This is a genomic window from Paenibacillus typhae, from assembly GCF_900099765.1.
In the GTDB taxonomy this organism is placed as follows: Bacteria; Bacillota; Bacilli; order Paenibacillales; family Paenibacillaceae; genus Paenibacillus_AQ; species Paenibacillus_AQ typhae.
In genome coordinates this window covers 237,432-254,739 of sequence record NZ_FNDX01000004.1, presented here as the reverse complement: position 1 = coordinate 254,739, position 17,308 = coordinate 237,432, and the positions used below count along the sequence as shown (strand labels likewise).

The following is a 17,308-nucleotide window of genomic DNA, read 5'->3' as shown; positions in this document are numbered from 1 at the left end:
ACCTCCCGCAGAATGCCAATAAACAGGCTGCGCCCGCAAGATCCTTCTTTCAGATCTCACGGGCACAGCCTTTTCTTGTACGGACTTACGTCGTGATCTTGGCATAGACGGCGAAGAACAGCGCCATTTCGCCCATCATTACCACATTCGGAACGTGAAACACCAGATTAACAATGTAGAAGCCGATCAAAATCCCCAGCAGCAGGGACAGATGCGTAATACCCAGCCGGTGCTGCTTATGCCTGTAGACATGAAAGACGAGTGTCGTCGAGGCAAAATAGAGTACGACAGACCCGAAGAACAAATTCAGCATCAGCCCGTAATGCAGCTCATTCAGGAACAGAAGCTGAATCGAGGCGGCAATCATACACAGCGAGAGAAAGATGAACAGATGGCCATAGATAATCGTCTGTCCTGCGGTCTGTACATGCTTATTAACCTTCTTCTCCAGATTGTCGTAATACTGCCACCACATCGCGATAATGAGCACAAAAGTTAATGCTGCAAAGGTCACCGACTGCGGGGTCCAGGAGCTGGAATTCAGTACGGCGAGAATGCTGACCACAGATTCGCCGAGCAGGATCAGCGCGAAGAGCGAGAAGCGCTCCAGCAGATGATGAGTGTTCGTCGGGGTCTTGAGGAGAATCTTTCTGCCGGTCAGCGGAAGGATAATATCAAGTGCAATTCCGGCATACAGCACGGCATAACGCACCCAGGAATCAAAGAACAGGGAGCAGGCGGAGATGGCCAGTCCGATCCAAAAGCGGGTCCCGAAATAATGGGCAGTAGCCCGCAAATGCCCTTCTTCCTTGGCATGCGCATAATGATACTGCACGGCAGTCATCGCCCGCAGTCCGATGTAGCCGATCAGAAAGGAAAGATAGGTGGCATCGAAATCAACGTTCAGGCTGGCTGTCATGATCAGGACAAAAAATAACTGGATAATCAGAAAAATCCGGTGTGGAACACTATCCTGCCCAAAGCGGTTAACAAACAAGGTCTGTCCCACCCAGGCCCACCAGATCGGGATAAAGATCAGTACAAATTTGCCCAGCGTCTCCAGGGACAGGGTCTCGTCCTCTACGTGCAGCAGCACATGGCTGGCTTTAGCCACCGCGGCGACAAAGAGCAGATCATAGAACAGCTCCAGCCAGGTTACTTTCTTCTCGGTCATGTGCATCAGGCCTCCTTAGCCGTCCGGATGATTTCCGGCTTGCTGTTTGTTTTCCCTATCATAATGGCTTTCTCTGGATTACCGCAAGACTGGCTGAGAACAAGTCAAGATATCAGTGTGTTAGAGGAGACCGTACACACCAGAGAAACGCCCGGTTCCCTGTTTTCCATAAATAACAATTTAACAGGAAGCAGGGTTATGTCCCGGGCAGGAGCTCGTACTAATGCAGCTCTGGCAACGGGACAGCCAGTAACAGAATAGTCTTTCGAGAGCGTTGCGCCTTGACCACTCTACCATTGCGAAATCCGTTCGCCGGCTGGAAGACGCGGGGCTTGTCACCTGCAGCCGCTCGGAAGAAGATAGTCGGGTAACCCTCGTCTCGCTCACCCTGGCAGGGCTTGAAATTGAATCTGGCGTTACTCAGGTCTGGAACAGGATGGAAGAGATTACAACAGAAAATCTTAGTGATGAGGAAAAAGTGCAGTTCGCAGCGTTGGACGCCAATTAGGATACATTAACATCTCTTTGGCGCAACTTCTTAAATGCGTTCTGCCGGATTCAACCTGACGGCTATATATGATAACGGAAGTAATACGCGCCCGGCTCAGATCTCCGGCTATGATGGTGAACGGTGAGGAGTGAGACAGCAACTGCGGTTTAACGGCTGCTCTCACCATTCAAAGTAATCATTCAGGGAGATTATCGGGCAGATAAGAATAGTGTAGTATTATAAGCAGCTCCCGAGCGGCGCATAACATTTGCAGGAGAGGATAACACAATGAAGGCACCTTTATTCAGGGACCCGGTATACGACGGGGCGGCTGATCCGGTCATCATCTGGAACCGGGAAGCACAGGAATGGTGGATGATCTATACGAACCGCAGAGTGACGGCGGAGGGAGAAGGTGTGGCCTGGGTACACGGTACAGACCTCGGTGTTGCTTCCTCGCGCGACGGCGGGACAAGCTGGCTATACCGCGGCACCCTGCAGGGGCTCGATATCGAATGGGGCCGCAATACGTTCTGGGCACCCGAGATTATCTGGCATGAAGGGCTGTACCATATGTACGTCAGCTACATTCAGGGCATTCCGTCCGGCTGGGCCGGCCACCGGCGCGACATGCTCCACTATACCAGCACTAACCTGCTGGAGTGGAACTTCCGTTCCCGGCTTGAGCTGAGCTCGGACCGGGTAATCGATGCCTGCATCCATGAGCTGCCCGGCGGCGGGTTCCGCATGTGGTACAAGGATGAGGCGAACGGGTCGCATACCTATGCAGCGGACAGCAAGGACCTGTACCAGTGGGAGGTTACCGGACCTGTCATCACCGGACGGCCGCATGAAGGGGCCAACGTCTTCCGGTTCAAAGACCACTACTGGATGATTGTAGACGAATGGCGCGGGCAGGGCGTCTTCCGTTCCGGTGACCTGGAGACATGGGAGCGTAACGGTCTGATCCTGGACCAGCCGGGAAGCCGTGAGGATGATGGTACTATCGGGCTGCATGCAGATGTGGTCGTGCAGGGTGATGAGGCTTATATTTTCTACTTCACGCATCCCGGCAGAGACGGCAGCGAGAGCGAAGACACCCCTGAAGGTAGATACCAGAGCCGCCGCTCCTCGGTTCAGGCTGCCCGGCTGGATGTAATTGACGGCGTGCTTGTCTGCGACCGTAACGAGGCATTTGAGCTCCGGCTGCTGCCGGATCAGGATTAATGCGCAGATTTGGTTGGGTTGTCCGTGCTCTTGAATCCATCCGGATCTTGCAGTCTTAACGGACCGCAGAGCCCTTATTTACCGGAAAGTAACTCTTCAGGCTACGCTAACGGACCACAGCAACCTTATCGCCTCTCCGGCTGCGAATACTGGGCTGAATATGCTGACATAAGCAGTAGCCAAGGGCAATACCGAGCTGCTGAACTGGCTTAACACCGAGCTGGAGACGCTGGGCAAGGAGCAGTTCATCCAAGAGGCTTATAAGGCGACGCTGAATGAGGTATACGGTGAAGGCTATACCGATGAGCTGGTGGTTGAGGGCGGAAAGATCGAGTAGCAGCAGGTACAACAGAATAGAATAATGGCACAGGCTGGCGAAAAGCGAGCCCTGCTCATGCAGCCTGTCAGACGTCAAAAAACCTTCAGGGACACATCATCCCTGAAGGTTTTTTGCGGCTGGTACGTTTGCTGCTTATCAACCGGCGCTCAGCCCCGCCCATTCTCCTGCACACCCCGCTCAGACGCTGCACCTGCCTCCGCCTGCTGAATATACTCCCGCGGCGACATGCCGGTTACCTTTTTGAATACCTTGCTGAAGTAGAAGGCGCTCTCATAGCCGAGCTTCTGAGAGATTTCATAGATCCGGCCTTCGCCGCGCAGCATCATCTCTTTGGCGGCCGATATTTTGGTCTCGGTGATGTATTCCACATAATTGACCTTGGCCGTTTTGGAGAACAGGTGGCTCAGGTAGTTAGGGCTGAAATTGAAGACATCGGCCACTTGGTTAAGCGAGAGCTTGGAGCCGAGGTTGCGTTTGATGTACTCCTGGACATTCTTGACGATCTGCTCCTTGTAGCTCTGCCTGCGGGTGGACAGCATTTCCGAGACGCCGTCGCGGAAGCAGACCAGCCAGCCGGCAATCTCTTCGATAGTGTGCATCTGATAGATCGCCCGGTAGCCCTCCGGGTCATGCTCAAAGATATGCTCCACGATCTCCTCGCCGTCGGCCAGCAGCGAGGTAGCCATGTAGAGAATATTGCAGGCTGCGTCCGTGGCGGGAACAAGCAGGTCTGACCGGCCGTCGAAGATTTCAATCATTCTGGAGATGATGGCGTACAGCGCCTGGGTATCCATCTCCTCAAAGGCCCGCCGGATCTCGGAGCGCGACTCCGAGAAATCAAACAACGGAAAGTCCTGCTCCGGCGGCTTGCCCTCGGAGAAGAAGACGAAGGAATGGGCCTTCACCGCAGCCGGCAGCGCCTTGCGGGCGGCAAGATAGCTCTCCCGCAGCAGATAAGGGTCCTCCACGGCAAAGCCGATCGCCCCGATAATCGTCACATTGAAATAGTTGTGAAGGACGGAGGCCATGTCGGCCAGCAGCTTCTGGGTGTCCGGCATCCACAGCTGCGGATCGGTTCCGCAGACAGGGAGGGTCACGGCAAAGTTGCGCAGGTCGAGGCTCGTTACATGGCAGGGCCTGATGGACGTAAGCGTATCCTTGGCCATCTGCACCGTGCTTGAGCAGAGCGCGACCAGCTTATCCCCGCGCGGCGGGACGGTGTCCGGCCCGAGAATCCGGCAGGTGCATACTACATAAGCAGATTCGCTGAGGTCGAGATCGAGGTCCTCTTGCTGCAGCAGGTACTGGTTCTTGTTCTCGAACAGATTGTTGAACAGCCGGACGAAAAATTTATCGCGCTCGGCCTGCAGGTTGCCGCGGTGCACCAGTTTGGGGTAGCTCTCGATTGTCTGGTATTCCCCGAGCAGGGTAATCGCCCGCTGAATGGAGGCGGCCAGCGTCTCCGGCGTCAGCTCCAGCTTTACCAGATAATCGGCAGCCTGCACTTCAATGGCGCTGCGCGCATATTCGAACTCCTCGTAGCTGGTCAGGATGATGAACAGGGGAACGCGGCCGTATTTTTTGCGGACAGAATCTGCTACCTGCAGACCGGTTTTGATCGGCATTTTGATATCGCTGATGACAATATCCGGGCGGAGGGTGTCGATCATTTCCTCCTCCTGGGCCCCGTTGTGGGCAATGCCGACAATCTCTATGTTATACTGCTCCCATTTCAGCATGGATTGCAGGCCGATGCAGACCAGTGCCTCATCATCGGCAATCAGCAGCTTGATCAAACGTATCACTTCCTTGCTTTTAGTAGTACAGACTATTCCTTCAGCTGGAACGGGATAAGAAGCTTCATCTGCGTATATTGTCCCGGCTTGCTCTCAATCGACAGCCCGTAAGGCTCCCCGAACGCCAGCTGCAGCCGCTCATTGACACTGCGCAGCCCGACGTTCTCGAACAGCCCCTTGGACCCTTCCTCCGGCTTGGACAGGATATGCGTAATCTGCTCCTCCTCCATGCCGATCCCGTTATCCTCGACTGTAATCAGAATGTCGCCGAAGCCGCTTTTGGCCACGGTAATCAGGATGTCGCCTCTGCCCTTGGGCTCAATGCCGTGAAAAATCGCGTTCTCCACCAGCGGCTGCAGGGTAAAGCGCGGAATCAGCCCGCCCAGCAGTTCCTCGTCCGCAATGCTTTGCACCATCGTTACAGTGCTTCCGTAGCGGTATTTCTGGATCAGAAAATAATCCTCCAGCAGGTTCAGCTCGTCTCGCAGCGGCAGCAGGCGGCGGTTGTCTTTGGCAATGCTGCGCAGCAGCCTCGACAGGGAGGTCGTCATTTCCGCAATGCCGGTGGCGTTCTGAATCGTAGCCATCCATTTGATCGAATTCAGCGTGTTATAGAGAAAATGGGGGTTGATCTGGTTCTGCAGCATCCGGTACTCCAGCTCCTGCTTCTGCTTCTCATCGGCCAGCCTGCTGTCCATCAGGGCAATGATGTCCTGGGACAGGCGGTTGATCCCCCTGCCGACATCACCAAGCTCGCTGTTCCACTCAATGTTGCGGTCGAGCAGGAAGTTCCCCTGGGCGATTTTGTCGATCCGTTTCTTCAGTTTCTCGACCGGCAGACTGATCGTCCGGGTCAGATACAAGGTAATGATACCGCTAAGCACAAGCACTAACAGGCAGACGCCGAACATAATCGGTATCCATATATTTGCCTTCGGCGCGAACTGGTTGCCGGCAATCGTCTGGGTCAGCTCGACTCCGCTTCTGACCACGTAGGAGACGGCCAGCGTCCGCTCCTCACCTTCAAGGCTGATTTCAGACAGCCTGGTCATCGGGCCGACAGGCTCATCCTGCGTATAAGCGACCGGGTGATATGGGGTTGTAACGGGCTGTATTTTGTCACCGATAATCTCATAATGATTGGTACCAAGCGTCAGCAGCAGACGCGAATCCTCCGGCAGGGTGTAGCCCTTCAGCTTGTCGGTAATGACGGAGGTGTTGACCAGCAGGTAGACGGTTCCGATCCGGGAAGCGCGGTCGCCGTATATCGGCAGAATAAACGGAATGCCATAGGCGGTGGAGAGCGGGTCCTTGATCACCTGGTCAAATTCCTCTGTAGTCTCGTTGTTCAGTCCGGTAATCTGGCCGATATTGTGAATGGTAAGCGGAGTGGATATACTGACTGAATTGTCGAGCTGCAGAAATTTTCCCTTATTGTCGGTTACGATCAGCCGGCGGACATAATTATAGGAACGGTTAATCTGGAAATCCTCCTGCATCGAGCTGAATACATCCAGCGCATCCCTGGCTTTGGCATCCGGTGATTCGAAATAATCCGCCAGCAGCGTATTGGTTGGAGAATTCGTACTGCTCGTCATGGCCAGAACGGACAGGTTGAGCAGATCTTGTTCTATAATATGGGAGACAAGCTGCAGATTGAACTCGGTTGCCTGAATTGTCGTTTTGCGCTGATAATAGGAAATGAGCTCATAGCTGAAAAAGGACAGCAGGGTAGCGATAAGCAGCGCAAACACAATCATGATCAGGATGATGCGGCTTTTAATAGTAGATCTTCTTATCGTGGTGATTCTCTCCTTTGGTACACAAGAAATGTAGTGAAGCGTTTACAAGATTATCGGATGCTGCTGCAAAAAGCGTTATAACCACCATAGCATATTCCGGTATTGCAAAATAGAGGGGGAGGAAGGAAGCCGAAATTTTACAGGTTTTGAATAGAAAATTACAGGTCCAGGACAATGAAAGCGCAAACAGGACATAAAAGTGAATGATCTGCGCAGGAAAATACATCCCATCTCCCGCTGTAACCCGGTAGAATGTGAAATAGCTTCAGAAGATGATGGCTGGTCAACAATACAAGAAGAAAAGGGGATAATTCAATGAATTACAAAAGATTGTATGGCATGACCTTTACTGCAGTGCTCTCCGTGGGCCTCTTGGCAGGCTGCTCCGGCAACAACAATAATGCCCAGAACAATGCCGCTGCAACAAACGCTCCCGCCGCCGGCACTAATGCAAGCGCTTCCTCCGAACCGGACCAAGAGCCTGTTACTTTAAAATGGGCGCTGTGGGACTGGGAAGCAACCGCTTACTATAAACCGCTGATCGAGGCTTACCAGAAAGAGCATCCGAACGTGACCATCGAGTATGTTGACCTTGGTTCCACCGACTATATGACCATGCTGAGCACGCAGCTGTCCGGCGGTGCCGATCTCGATATCCTGACCATCAAGGACATTCCGGGCTACTCCAACCTGGTGAAGCAGAATCATCTTGAGCCGTTAAAAGGGTTCATGGACACGAACAGCATTGATCCTGCACTGTACGGCGGTACGGTAGAGCAGATTGAAGTGAACGATGAGGTTTATGCGCTTCCTTTCCGCAGTGACTTCTGGATCGTGTACTACAACAAAGACCTTTTCGACAAAGCAGGGGTTGAATATCCGAGCAACGATATGACGTTTGAGCAATACGATGAGCTGGCCAGAAAAATGACCTCCGGCAGCGGCGCAGAAAAGGTATACGGTGCGCATTATCATACATGGCGCAGTGCGGTTCAGCTGTTCGGCATCCTGGACGGCAAGAACACCGTAGTGGACGGAAGCTACGACTTCCTGAAGCCTACCTATGAGCGCATCCTGAAAGAGCAGGAAGACGGCATCGTAATGGATTATGCAACACTGAAGACCTCCAGCACGCACTATTCCGGCGTATTCTACAACAACTCCGTTGCCATGATGAACATGGGCAGCTGGTTCATCGCCACCCAGATTGAAAAGGTGAAGAGCGGCGAGTCCCAGGCAACTAACTGGGGTATCGTGAAATATCCGCATCCAGACGGTGTTGAAGCAGGAACTACACTGGGAACAATCACTTCCCTGGCGGTTAACCAGAAATCCGAGCACAAGGAGGCTGCCCTGGATTTCATGAAATTCGTGACCGGTGAAGACGGCGCTTCTGTCATTGCTTCCACAGGTACTATTCCGGCGATCAAAAACGATGAGGTTATCAGCTCGATCACTTCCATCGAAGGCTTCCCTGCCGACGAGAACAGCAAGGCTGCCCTGACCACTGTGCAGACTTACCTGGAAATGCCTATGCATGAAAAGAGTGCCGACATCGAAGTGATCCTGAATGAAGCGCATGACAACATCATGACCAAAAATGCGACGATTGACGAAGGCCTGAAGGATATGAATACCCGTGTGCAGGCGCTTTTGAACAACTAGGCAGTGATTATCAGGGGGCGGGCCATGCCCGCCCTTTGCATAGAAGGTAAAAGGTTTGGAGGAGAACGAATGCAAAATGAAACCGTACTTAGACCAAAAAAAGCCCCAAAAAGCATACTGTCCAAGGGCGTCCGGGATCATCTGGTAGCATACAGCTTTATCGCACCGAATTTTATCGGCTTCGCCATCTTTACGCTTGTCCCTATGTTCTTTGCCTTTGTCCTGGCATTTGTGAAATGGGACGGGGCCAATCCGATGGAATTCATCGGCCTGGATAACTTTACCCGGCTGATCAAGGATACCACCTTCCATAAAGCGCTATGGAATACCATTGTCTATACAATCGGCGTTGTGCCGTTTACGATGGCCGTTGCCCTTGCGCTGGCGATTCTGCTGAACCAGAAGATTATTGCCCGAAACTTTATGCGTACTGTCTTCTTCTTCCCTTATGTCGCATCGCTTGTAGCGGTGGCGGCGGTATGGAACTTTATTTTCAGCCCGACTATGGGCCCTGTCAACAACATCCTGCATCTGATCTCCGGCGTGCCGATTGAGGATCTCCCCCGCTGGGCGGCGGATAAAGAGTGGGCGATGTTCACCGTTATCCTGTTTACTGTCTGGAAAAACATGGGCTACTACATGGTCATCTACCTCGCAGGTCTTCAGGGGATCAACCCGGAATTATATGAAGCCGCTGAGCTCGACGGCGCTAATGCCTGGAGCCGGTTCCGCAATGTGACGGTTCCGCAGCTGGCACCAACGACGTTCTTTGTCCTGATGATTCTGGTCATTAATTCGTTCAAGGTCTACGATATCTTCATCAACCTGTTTGCCGGCGCCGACAATCAGCTGAACGACTCAACAAGAGTAATGGTCTATCAAATCTACAACACGGCGTTCCGTTCGCTTGATTACGGATATGCCAGCGCCATGGCTATTGTGCTGTTCCTGCTGGTGCTTGGTATTACCATCGTCCAGTTCCGCGGCGAGAAGAAGTACGGACAATAGGAGGATAAGAACGATATGGTAGGTTCAAATAAAATCATCAGAGTCAGCGTTAAAGTGTTAGTGTATGCTTTGCTCGCTGCAGCAGTCTTCTGTATGCTGATTCCTTATGTATGGATGCTGTCCTCATCACTCAAGATGAACAAGGATGTCTTTTCCTTCCCGATGCAGTGGATCCCGGATGTGCCGCGCTGGCAAAATTTCGTGGACATCTGGACCCGGATTCCGCTCGGTAAGTTCATTTACAATACGGCGAAGCTGTCCGTAGTCGTTACGATTCTGCAGCTGCTGACCTCAAGCTTTGCAGCGTATGCCTTCTCCAAGCTGCAGTTCAAGGGGAAAAATATCCTGTTCCTGGGCTATATCGCTACCATCGCTATTCCCTGGCAGGCTTACATGGTGCCGCAGTTCATCATGATGCGTTCGCTCGGGCTGAACAATACCCATCTGGCGATTATCCTACTGCAGGCCTTCTCGGCATTCGGGGTGTTCCTGATGCGCCAGTTCTATCAGGGTGTGCCGGATGAATTATGTGAAGCGGCACGGATCGACGGCCTCAGCGAATACGGAATCTGGGCCAGAATTATGCTTCCGCTGTCCAAGCCGGCCCTGTCGACACTGACGATCTTCACCTTCGTCAATACCTGGAATGACTTCCTCGGGCCGATGATCTACCTGACCAAAACCGAGCTGAAGACAATTCAGATTGGACTTCGCATGTTCATATCCCAGTATTCCGCTGAGTACGGGCTGATTATGGCGGCCAGCGTAGTGTCGATCATTCCGGTTGTTATTGTGTTCCTCGCTTTGCAGAAGTACTTCGTTCAAGGCGTTGCTGCGTCAGGGATTAAGGGTTAGAGAATTACAGCATGTGCAAGCCTGGCAGTTGCCTTACCCGCAAGCTGCCAGGTTTGTTTGTCTATGCCTTGTACGGCCGTCCGGAGCATTCTGAGATTATACAACCTGTGCGGCAGCTGTCCAAGGCATGCTTTTTACAGTGGTATGTATACGCTTTCTTTGTATTTTGGTTTGCCCACTTTACATTTTGAAGGAGGACAAGTGAATGAACAGAAAGCCATCATCCGGCAAAAAGCTTTTTTCCATCCTGATGACTGCGATGCTCGTGTTCGGGATGTTCCCGGGACTCGGCCAGCCGTCCGCCTCTGCTGCAACGGTTGATAACGTCTACGCAGCCGCCTATATGGGAGCGAAGACTGCGGCTGGCACCAATTTGCCGGCCAGTATCAATATCGGAGGCAGCAGTACAGCTGTCAGCTGGAATATCGGGGAAGACACCTTTGCTGTGCCGTATGAAACAGTAACCGTAAGCGGAACAACGGCCAGCGGTCCGGTTACCGCCAGCGCTCTGGTCATTCCGCCTGCCGATTATCCGCTGGCCTATTTTGTGGACAGCGGCCGGGGCGGAGACTCGGTGGGGAACGGGCCTACAGCCTCCCCGCTGTATGAAGCGGTCAAAGCGCTCAGCGGCGGGAACCTGATCAATCAGACGCCGGATCAGCGCTATGTCAGCGGGACCACGGACTGGGGCTTCGACGATTCCGTGCAGAAGATCAAAAATTCCAAGGACGGCGGACACACCGATCCGGCAACAGATCCATCTGTGTGGGTAGTCGGTGTACGCGCTGCTAACGACAATATCGTCTACCAGCTTAAGGCGCTTGAAGCCGGAACCTATACGCTGAGCAGCGGCTTCCACGACTGGTACGGCAGCCGTTCGCGGGTTATCCAGCCGCGGATCGAGTACCAGGACACAAGCGGCGGCAAGCACACCTTGTCACTGAGCCAGTTCAATGTCAATGCGTCCAAAATCAACTCCGGCGAGTTTACCGTTCCGGCAGATGTGGACACCAGCGTTCCTATTACGCTGACATATGCTTACGTCTCCGGTGAAAAACCGGTCCTCAGCTGGTTCGCCATTGCTGAAGGGGGAATTAAATCCATCCTCGATGATGCCAAGGCGACTGCGGCCTCCATGGTGCAGGTTCTGCTGAACGGCAATGATATTCAGGCGGACAATCAGAACGGTCTTACGTTCAAGGGCTTCGGCGTACTGAGCGCCAACAGCACCAGTGCGCTCCTCATGGATTACAAGTCGGAGCAGCCGGAAAAGTATGCGGAAATGCTGCAGATCCTGTTCGGCGGAGAGCATCCGCTCATGACCCATGTCAAAATTGAAATGGGCAATGACCGCAACAACTCCACCGGACCTGATCCGGCTACAATGCGCACAGCGGATGAAGAGGTTAATGTGAAGCGCCATCCCGGCTTTCAGCTGGCAGCGGATGCGAAGGCCGTCAATCCGGACCTGAAGGTCAGCATTCTGCGCTGGAGCGCTCCGGCCTGGGCGGATAACAACGACAAAATCTATACCTGGTACAAAAACACGATTCTGGAGGCGTACCGCCAGTACGGTTATATGACCAACTACGTCAATCCGTACATTAACGAGCATGCTCCGGATTTAGACTGGACCAAACAGTATGCGGATAAGGTCAAGACGGATAAAGAAGGCTTTGCCAGCGCAGAGGAGCAGGCGCTGTATAACCGGATTCAGGTGGTTATTTCCGATGAGGTCGGCATCGGCTCCTTCGGCAGTGCAATGGTAACCGATGAGTCGCTTCGCAATGCCGTACCGATAGCCGGATACCATTACAACACCGATGACGATGCCGCAGGCAATTTCAAAAAGCTTGCCGAGCAGTATGACATTGAAATCTGGAACAGCGAGGCGCAGGCTACATTCAGTAACTCGGCATTCCGTCCCAACAACAATGTGAAGGACCCTACAGCTGCCGGAACGGGCATCGGCGGGGTGGGCGGCCCGCTGGAAATGAGCAACACGATTATTAAAGGGTTTGTGAATTCACGACGTACCCATTTTATTTACCAGCCGGCAATCGGCTCCTTCTATGAAGGCGGACAATATTCCTTCAAGGAGCTGGTCAGCGCACGCGACCCTTGGTCAGGCTGGATTCACTATGATGCCGGCCTGGTGATTCTGCAGCATTACAGCCGGTTCGCAGAGCTGGGCTGGGAAAATGAAGACAATACGGCCGGCATCTGGAGAGCCGTTGCCAAGGCCAGCTCCACCGGGGCTACCGGAACCAATCCGGTCAACGGTCGCAACGGAACGCCAAGCTATATTACGCTTGCTTCCCCTGACAAAAGCGATTTCTCGACCGTCATTGTAAATGACAGCGAATACACAAAAACCTACAAGCTGCAAGCCGTCAATATGGCTTACGCCGGCACTCCTTCCTTAGAGGTATGGGAGACCCGTGCCGCCGATGCCGGAGAAGCGTTCAACAGCAATTACATGCAGTATCTCGGTAATGTTGCCGCAGACGGCGGCGGTGTGTACACCGTAAAGGTGAAGCCGTATTCGACGGTAACGGTCACCACTTTGGATACTAAGGACAAAGCAGAGTACAACACCCCGCTGCCTGTGGAAGGCGAACGGACGGTGCTTGATACCGATGCAACAGGAGCGGTGCCGGATACCGGAGACAAATTCCTGTATGCCGATGATTTTGATTATTCCGGTAAAACAGTGGTGAAGATCGGGGCAGACGGAAAGGCAGCAGGCACCGAGAGCTATATCGACTCCCGTGGCGGATCAAAGGGGGCCATTCCGCGCTATACCCATGACCGCAACGGTGCATTTGAGGCTTATCTGCCGGACGGATCGGATAATTATGTTCTCCGCCAGCAGCTGGACCGGAGCATTATGGGCCTTGGCGGCACATGGAACAGCGGTGATCCGGTTACAGCTATCGGCGACAACCGCTGGACGAACTACAAAGCCAGCGTAGACGTTTCGTTTGAGCATAACAGCACTGAGGGAAGTGCCAATTACGCGGCAATTGGCGCCCGTTATCAGGGCGGCGGCAGCTCGCACACTATCGGAGGTACTCCATATGTGCTGAAATTCTGGTTCGACGGCGGCTGGCAGCTGCTGGTGAACGGCGGGGCCGTGGCCAGCGGGAATGCGGCGACAGGGACCGGCGGCGTGAAAATCGAAGGCGTCAATACAGCCTATGACGCCTGGCATAACATTGCAATACAGGTTGCCGGAGCCACCGTTACCGCCTATCTGGACGGGGTGAAGCTGGCTGCCTATACCGATCCGGTTCCTGAATTGTCCGGCCGGGTTGATCTGGCCAGCGGCTATTATCATGTCCGGTTCGACAACCTGAAGGTAGAGACGGTTGACGGCTATGCACCGTATTATTCCGAGCTGCTGGACAATCTGGAAATGTATGATCTGGCTGCTGCTCCGAATCCCAAGCTGGCCTACAGCGGGAATTGGAATCATACCAACGGCGCCGGCATGTTCATCTATCAGCGTTCCACCTCTACCAGCCAGGGAGCAGGTGCGACGCTTGCGTATACGTTTGAAGGCACCGGGCTGGATATTCTGGGGCCAAATGACGGATCAGCGAAGCTTGAGGTGACGGTGGACGGCAAGACTGCTGTACAGTCAGCGGAAACGATGGCCTCGAAGGAGCTTTATCAGACCTATGCGCTGCGCGGGCTGAAATACGGCCAGCATACGGTGCAGATTAAGGTGCTGAGCGGCACGCTGCTTGTGGATGCCGTAGCTGTTGTCTCCGGGGAAGTGCAAGGCTCACCGGATACGGCAGCGCTTGCCGCAGCGGTGAGTGCAGCGAAGGAAATCGTGAAGCTGGAAGAATATACGGAGGCAGACTGGCAGCTGTTCACTGCTGCATTGGACAGTGCCGAGGGTGCACTGGCTGATATTGCCGCTTACCGGCTGGACCAGGAAGGCGCAGCGCAGCTGGCAGAGCGTCTGATCTCGGCGCAGAATCAGCTGGCAACAGGCGACCTGCGGGAACTGGCCGTTCTGCCGGATACCGCAACGTATGCCGGACAGCTGCCTGTTCTGCCGCAGCAGGTGGAAGCGACACGGGCGGACGGCAGCAAGCTGCCTGTAACCGTGAAGTGGAATACGGCTGAAGTCAGCTTTGATACGCCGTATGACAGAGTGGCGGTTACCGGTACGTACGGCAGCCTCAAGACGGTTGTTTACGTAGAGGTGGTGCCGCAGGGCCTGGTTTATTTTGTTGATCCAGGCGTAGCTGCGGAAGGAGTTACTCCGCCTTATTCCGTTATTAAGAATTTTGTGGGTGCCGGAATGCTGAATGAGCAGGCGGATCAGCTTTCAACCGGAGATACCATATGGGGACACACCAATATCGGAGCAAATTACGGCATGAAAGGGCTCGGAGGTGCGGTGGTTACGACGGATAAGTCACAGACCGGGGTCTACGGCTCCAACACCAGAAACAATCCGCTGGTGTATCTGTTCCCGCTGGAAGCCGGTAAATATACCCTTACTTCCTTCCATAGAGATTGGTGGAGCAATGCTAACCGCACAATGGATATTACCGTCAGCTATAACGATGCTGAGGGTAAGCCGGTAACCGAGACTGTCCGGACCGGACTGGTTGCGGGACCGAACGGCGTCCTGCTTAACCATGATTTCACACTGCCGGTGAGCGGAACGGTGAAGTATACCATTAACAACACCTACTCCGGCAATCAGGCCGCGCTGGTCAGCTATGTGGCTATTGCCAGAGACAAGACCAGTGTTGCTAATGAGCTGGCTGTGAATGAGGCTAAGAGCATTATCGAAGGAGCAGCCTTTAATGTGAAGAAGGAGGAAGCCAACAGTGAAGAGGCTGTGCAGGCCTGGCTGCAGCAGACGATTTCCGGGCTGGAAGGCTTGAGTGAAACAGGTATGACTCTGGGTGACGTGACCTTTACTGCCTTCCAGGAAGCGACAGAGGACACTGCGGGAAGCTTCAGCTTTACTGTAACGCTAAGCAAAGGTGAAGCGCTGGCTACGGGTTCGGCCAGCGGTACGATTACCTTGCCGGAGCCGGATGTAACACCACCGGTCATTACCCTGAACGGAGATCAGGTGGTCAATGTTAAGCTCGGATCGGAGTATACAGATGCCGGAGCGACCGCAGCCGATGAGGTGGACGGCGATCTGACAGACCGGATCATCACTACGGTCAGCAGTGAGGTATACGGGCTGACAGCGCTGGATACGGCTAAAGCGGATGTCTACACCTTCCACTATAATGTCAGTGACGATGCCGGTAATAAGGCGCTGGAAGTAACGAGAAAAGTAGTTGTAGCTGAAGATCCGGATACGGTAAAACCGGTCATTACCCTGCTTGGTGAGCCAGCTGTACAGCTGGCAAACGGTACGGCGTATACCGATGCCGGCGCGACAGCATCGGATGACCGGGATGGGGACCTTACCGGTCAGATTATAACGACCATCACGACGGGTGGCCAGCCGGTAAATGCGCTGGATACCACGGAAGCAGGTATTTATCTCTACCATTATAATGTGAGCGATGCAGCCGGTAATGCAGCGGTTGAAGTTATCCGAACCGTTACTGTTGCTGAGAAAGAGCTTCCGTCAACACCAACTCCGACGCCTTCGCCGACACCTACACCGGCACCGACGGATACGCCTGTGCAGACTGCTCCACCGGTGGCGGCTACGCCATCGCCAACACCGACGCCTGCAGTGCAGACTGTGCGGACGCTGGAACAGAAGGATATTCCTGCCGCTGCAGACGGAGCCGTTACGGTTCAGCTGGCTGAAGGTACAGAATCCGTTGTGCTTCCGGCAGGGATTCAGGGGTTGACGGGCAGCAATACACTGCGCTTGGCCTGGAGCAATGCTGCTGTAGAATTCACTCCTGATGCGCTGAAGAGCATTGTTGAGAAAGCTGCAGCAGGTCAGGCTCAGGCTGATCAGGTGCGCATCAGGCTGACAGCCCTGAAGACACCAGCTGCAGCAGCGGAGCAGCTGATCAACAATCAGGCTGCGGACAGCTCGCTCCGCTTGTCTGCGGCAGGGGATATTATCAGCTTCAGTCTGGAGACTGTTGCTGCAGACGGCACTGCTGTAAAGGTAACAGCGTTTGATGTACCGCTGCGTCTGACCTTCAGTGTTGACACGGATGCCAACCCCGAACTGCTTGGCGTGTATTATATCGCCGGGGATGGGAGCCTCCAGTATGTTGGCGGCACGCTGAAGGACGGAAAAATGACAGCGGCAGTGAGCCATTTCAGCCAATATGCAGTGCTGGAATATGACAGGAGCTTTGCGGATGTCAGCAGCAGCATGTGGGCTAACAGCGTAATCAAGTCGCTGGCCGCCAGACATATTATTAAAGGGATTTCTGCCAACGAGTTTGCTCCGCAAGGGCAACTGACAAGAGCGCAGTTCGCGGCGATGATCGCCCGGGCGCTCGGTCTGGAGGCTGCGGATGGAAGCACTACGGCATTCCAGGATGTTAAGACTGGTGCCTGGTATGCTGACAGCATTGCTGCCGTTAATCAGGCAGGCATTGTGCTTGGACGCACGGCAGATACCTTTGTACCGGACAGCGGCATTACACGAGAGGAAATGGCCGTGATGGTTGTGCGGGCATACGAGTATTTGCAGGGAGAGAAAGCACAGGCAGCTTCTGCCGGATCGTTCAGTGATCAGCTGCAAATCAGCGGCTGGGCAGAGGAGGCAGTTGGCATCGCTGTAGAGGCAGGGCTTCTGCAGGGACGCGGCGGCCGGCAGTTTGCTCCGCAGGCGCTGATGACCCGTGCCGAAAGTGCACAGGTGATCTACAACCTGCTGAAGCAGCAGTAGGCATGCATTAAAAACCCGGCAGCCTGCGCTATTGCAGGCTGCCGGGTTTTTATTGGGCGGGAGGACGAAGAAAGGAGCACTTGAGGAATTAGGTG

At 53.9% G+C, this 17,308-nt stretch carries 8 protein-coding genes and 1 pseudogene; 6 read left to right on the top strand and 3 right to left on the bottom strand.

Annotation, left to right across the window (positions count from 1 at the left end):
• Positions 1-85: 85 nt before the first annotated feature.
• Positions 86-1,174, bottom strand: coding sequence for a low temperature requirement protein A (locus BLR64_RS05780; RefSeq protein ID WP_090713087.1), 1,089 nt, complete (start codon positions 1,172-1,174; stop codon positions 86-88).
• 271 nt (positions 1,175-1,445) lie between these two features.
• Between BLR64_RS05780 and BLR64_RS31205 the strand changes: the two are divergent.
• Together BLR64_RS31205 and BLR64_RS05770 are read left to right on the top strand one after the other, a co-directional pair.
• A pseudogene (locus tag BLR64_RS31205) lies at positions 1,446-1,682 on the top strand (MarR family winged helix-turn-helix transcriptional regulator); the annotation flags it as partial.
• A 270-nt stretch (positions 1,683-1,952) separates the two neighbouring features.
• Complete coding sequence (locus tag BLR64_RS05770) at positions 1,953-2,891, top strand: glycoside hydrolase family protein (protein WP_090713083.1); 939 nt, start codon at positions 1,953-1,955, stop codon at positions 2,889-2,891.
• A 486-nt stretch (positions 2,892-3,377) separates the two neighbouring features.
• On the opposite strand, the gene BLR64_RS05760 is transcribed toward BLR64_RS05770, so the two are convergent.
• The gene (locus BLR64_RS05760; RefSeq protein ID WP_090713081.1) at positions 3,378-5,027 is read right to left on the bottom strand and encodes an AraC family transcriptional regulator; all 1,650 of its coding nucleotides are present in this window, start codon (positions 5,025-5,027) and stop codon (positions 3,378-3,380) included.
• Positions 5,028-5,059: 32 nt separating this feature from the next.
• The gene (locus BLR64_RS05755) at positions 5,060-6,787 is read right to left on the bottom strand and encodes a cache domain-containing sensor histidine kinase (RefSeq protein WP_090713079.1); all 1,728 of its coding nucleotides are present in this window, start codon (positions 6,785-6,787) and stop codon (positions 5,060-5,062) included.
• Positions 6,788-7,144: 357 nt separating this feature from the next.
• On the opposite strand from BLR64_RS05755, the gene BLR64_RS05745 reads away from it, so the two are divergent.
• The 4 genes from BLR64_RS05745 to BLR64_RS05730 all read left to right on the top strand — a co-directional run bounded on the left by BLR64_RS05745 (position 7,145) and on the right by BLR64_RS05730 (position 17,213).
• Positions 7,145-8,494 (top strand): ABC transporter substrate-binding protein, encoded by a 1,350-nt coding sequence (locus BLR64_RS05745; RefSeq protein WP_090713075.1) that lies wholly within the window; start codon positions 7,145-7,147, stop codon positions 8,492-8,494.
• A gap of 69 nt (positions 8,495-8,563) precedes the next feature.
• Positions 8,564-9,502, top strand: coding sequence for a carbohydrate ABC transporter permease (locus BLR64_RS05740; RefSeq protein ID WP_090713073.1), 939 nt, complete (start codon positions 8,564-8,566; stop codon positions 9,500-9,502).
• A 15-nt stretch (positions 9,503-9,517) separates the two neighbouring features.
• Positions 9,518-10,357 carry a carbohydrate ABC transporter permease gene (locus BLR64_RS05735; RefSeq protein ID WP_082707787.1) on the top strand — a complete coding sequence of 280 codons (840 nt, stop codon included), beginning with the start codon at positions 9,518-9,520 and terminating at the stop codon, positions 10,355-10,357.
• A gap of 205 nt (positions 10,358-10,562) precedes the next feature.
• On the top strand, positions 10,563-17,213 hold the full coding sequence (locus BLR64_RS05730; protein ID WP_090713071.1) for an S-layer homology domain-containing protein: 6,651 nt from the start codon (positions 10,563-10,565) through the stop codon (positions 17,211-17,213).
• The last annotated feature ends 95 nt before the right edge of the window (positions 17,214-17,308 follow it).

Excerpts from the sequence above, each read along its gene's own strand:
- BLR64_RS05780 (WP_090713087.1), bottom strand. The coding sequence starts at position 1,174 with ATGACCGAGAAGAAAGTAACCTGGCTGGAGCTGTTCTATGATCTGCTC.
- BLR64_RS05770 (WP_090713083.1), top strand. The coding sequence starts at position 1,953 with ATGAAGGCACCTTTATTCAGGGACCCGGTATACGACGGGGCGGCTGAT.
- BLR64_RS05755 (WP_090713079.1), bottom strand. The coding sequence starts at position 6,787 with ATGATTGTGTTTGCGCTGCTTATCGCTACCCTGCTGTCCTTTTTCAGC.
- BLR64_RS05745 (WP_090713075.1), top strand. The coding sequence starts at position 7,145 with ATGAATTACAAAAGATTGTATGGCATGACCTTTACTGCAGTGCTCTCC.
- BLR64_RS05740 (WP_090713073.1), top strand. The coding sequence starts at position 8,564 with ATGCAAAATGAAACCGTACTTAGACCAAAAAAAGCCCCAAAAAGCATA.
- BLR64_RS05735 (WP_082707787.1), top strand. The coding sequence starts at position 9,518 with ATGGTAGGTTCAAATAAAATCATCAGAGTCAGCGTTAAAGTGTTAGTG.
- BLR64_RS05730 (WP_090713071.1), top strand. The coding sequence starts at position 10,563 with ATGAACAGAAAGCCATCATCCGGCAAAAAGCTTTTTTCCATCCTGATG.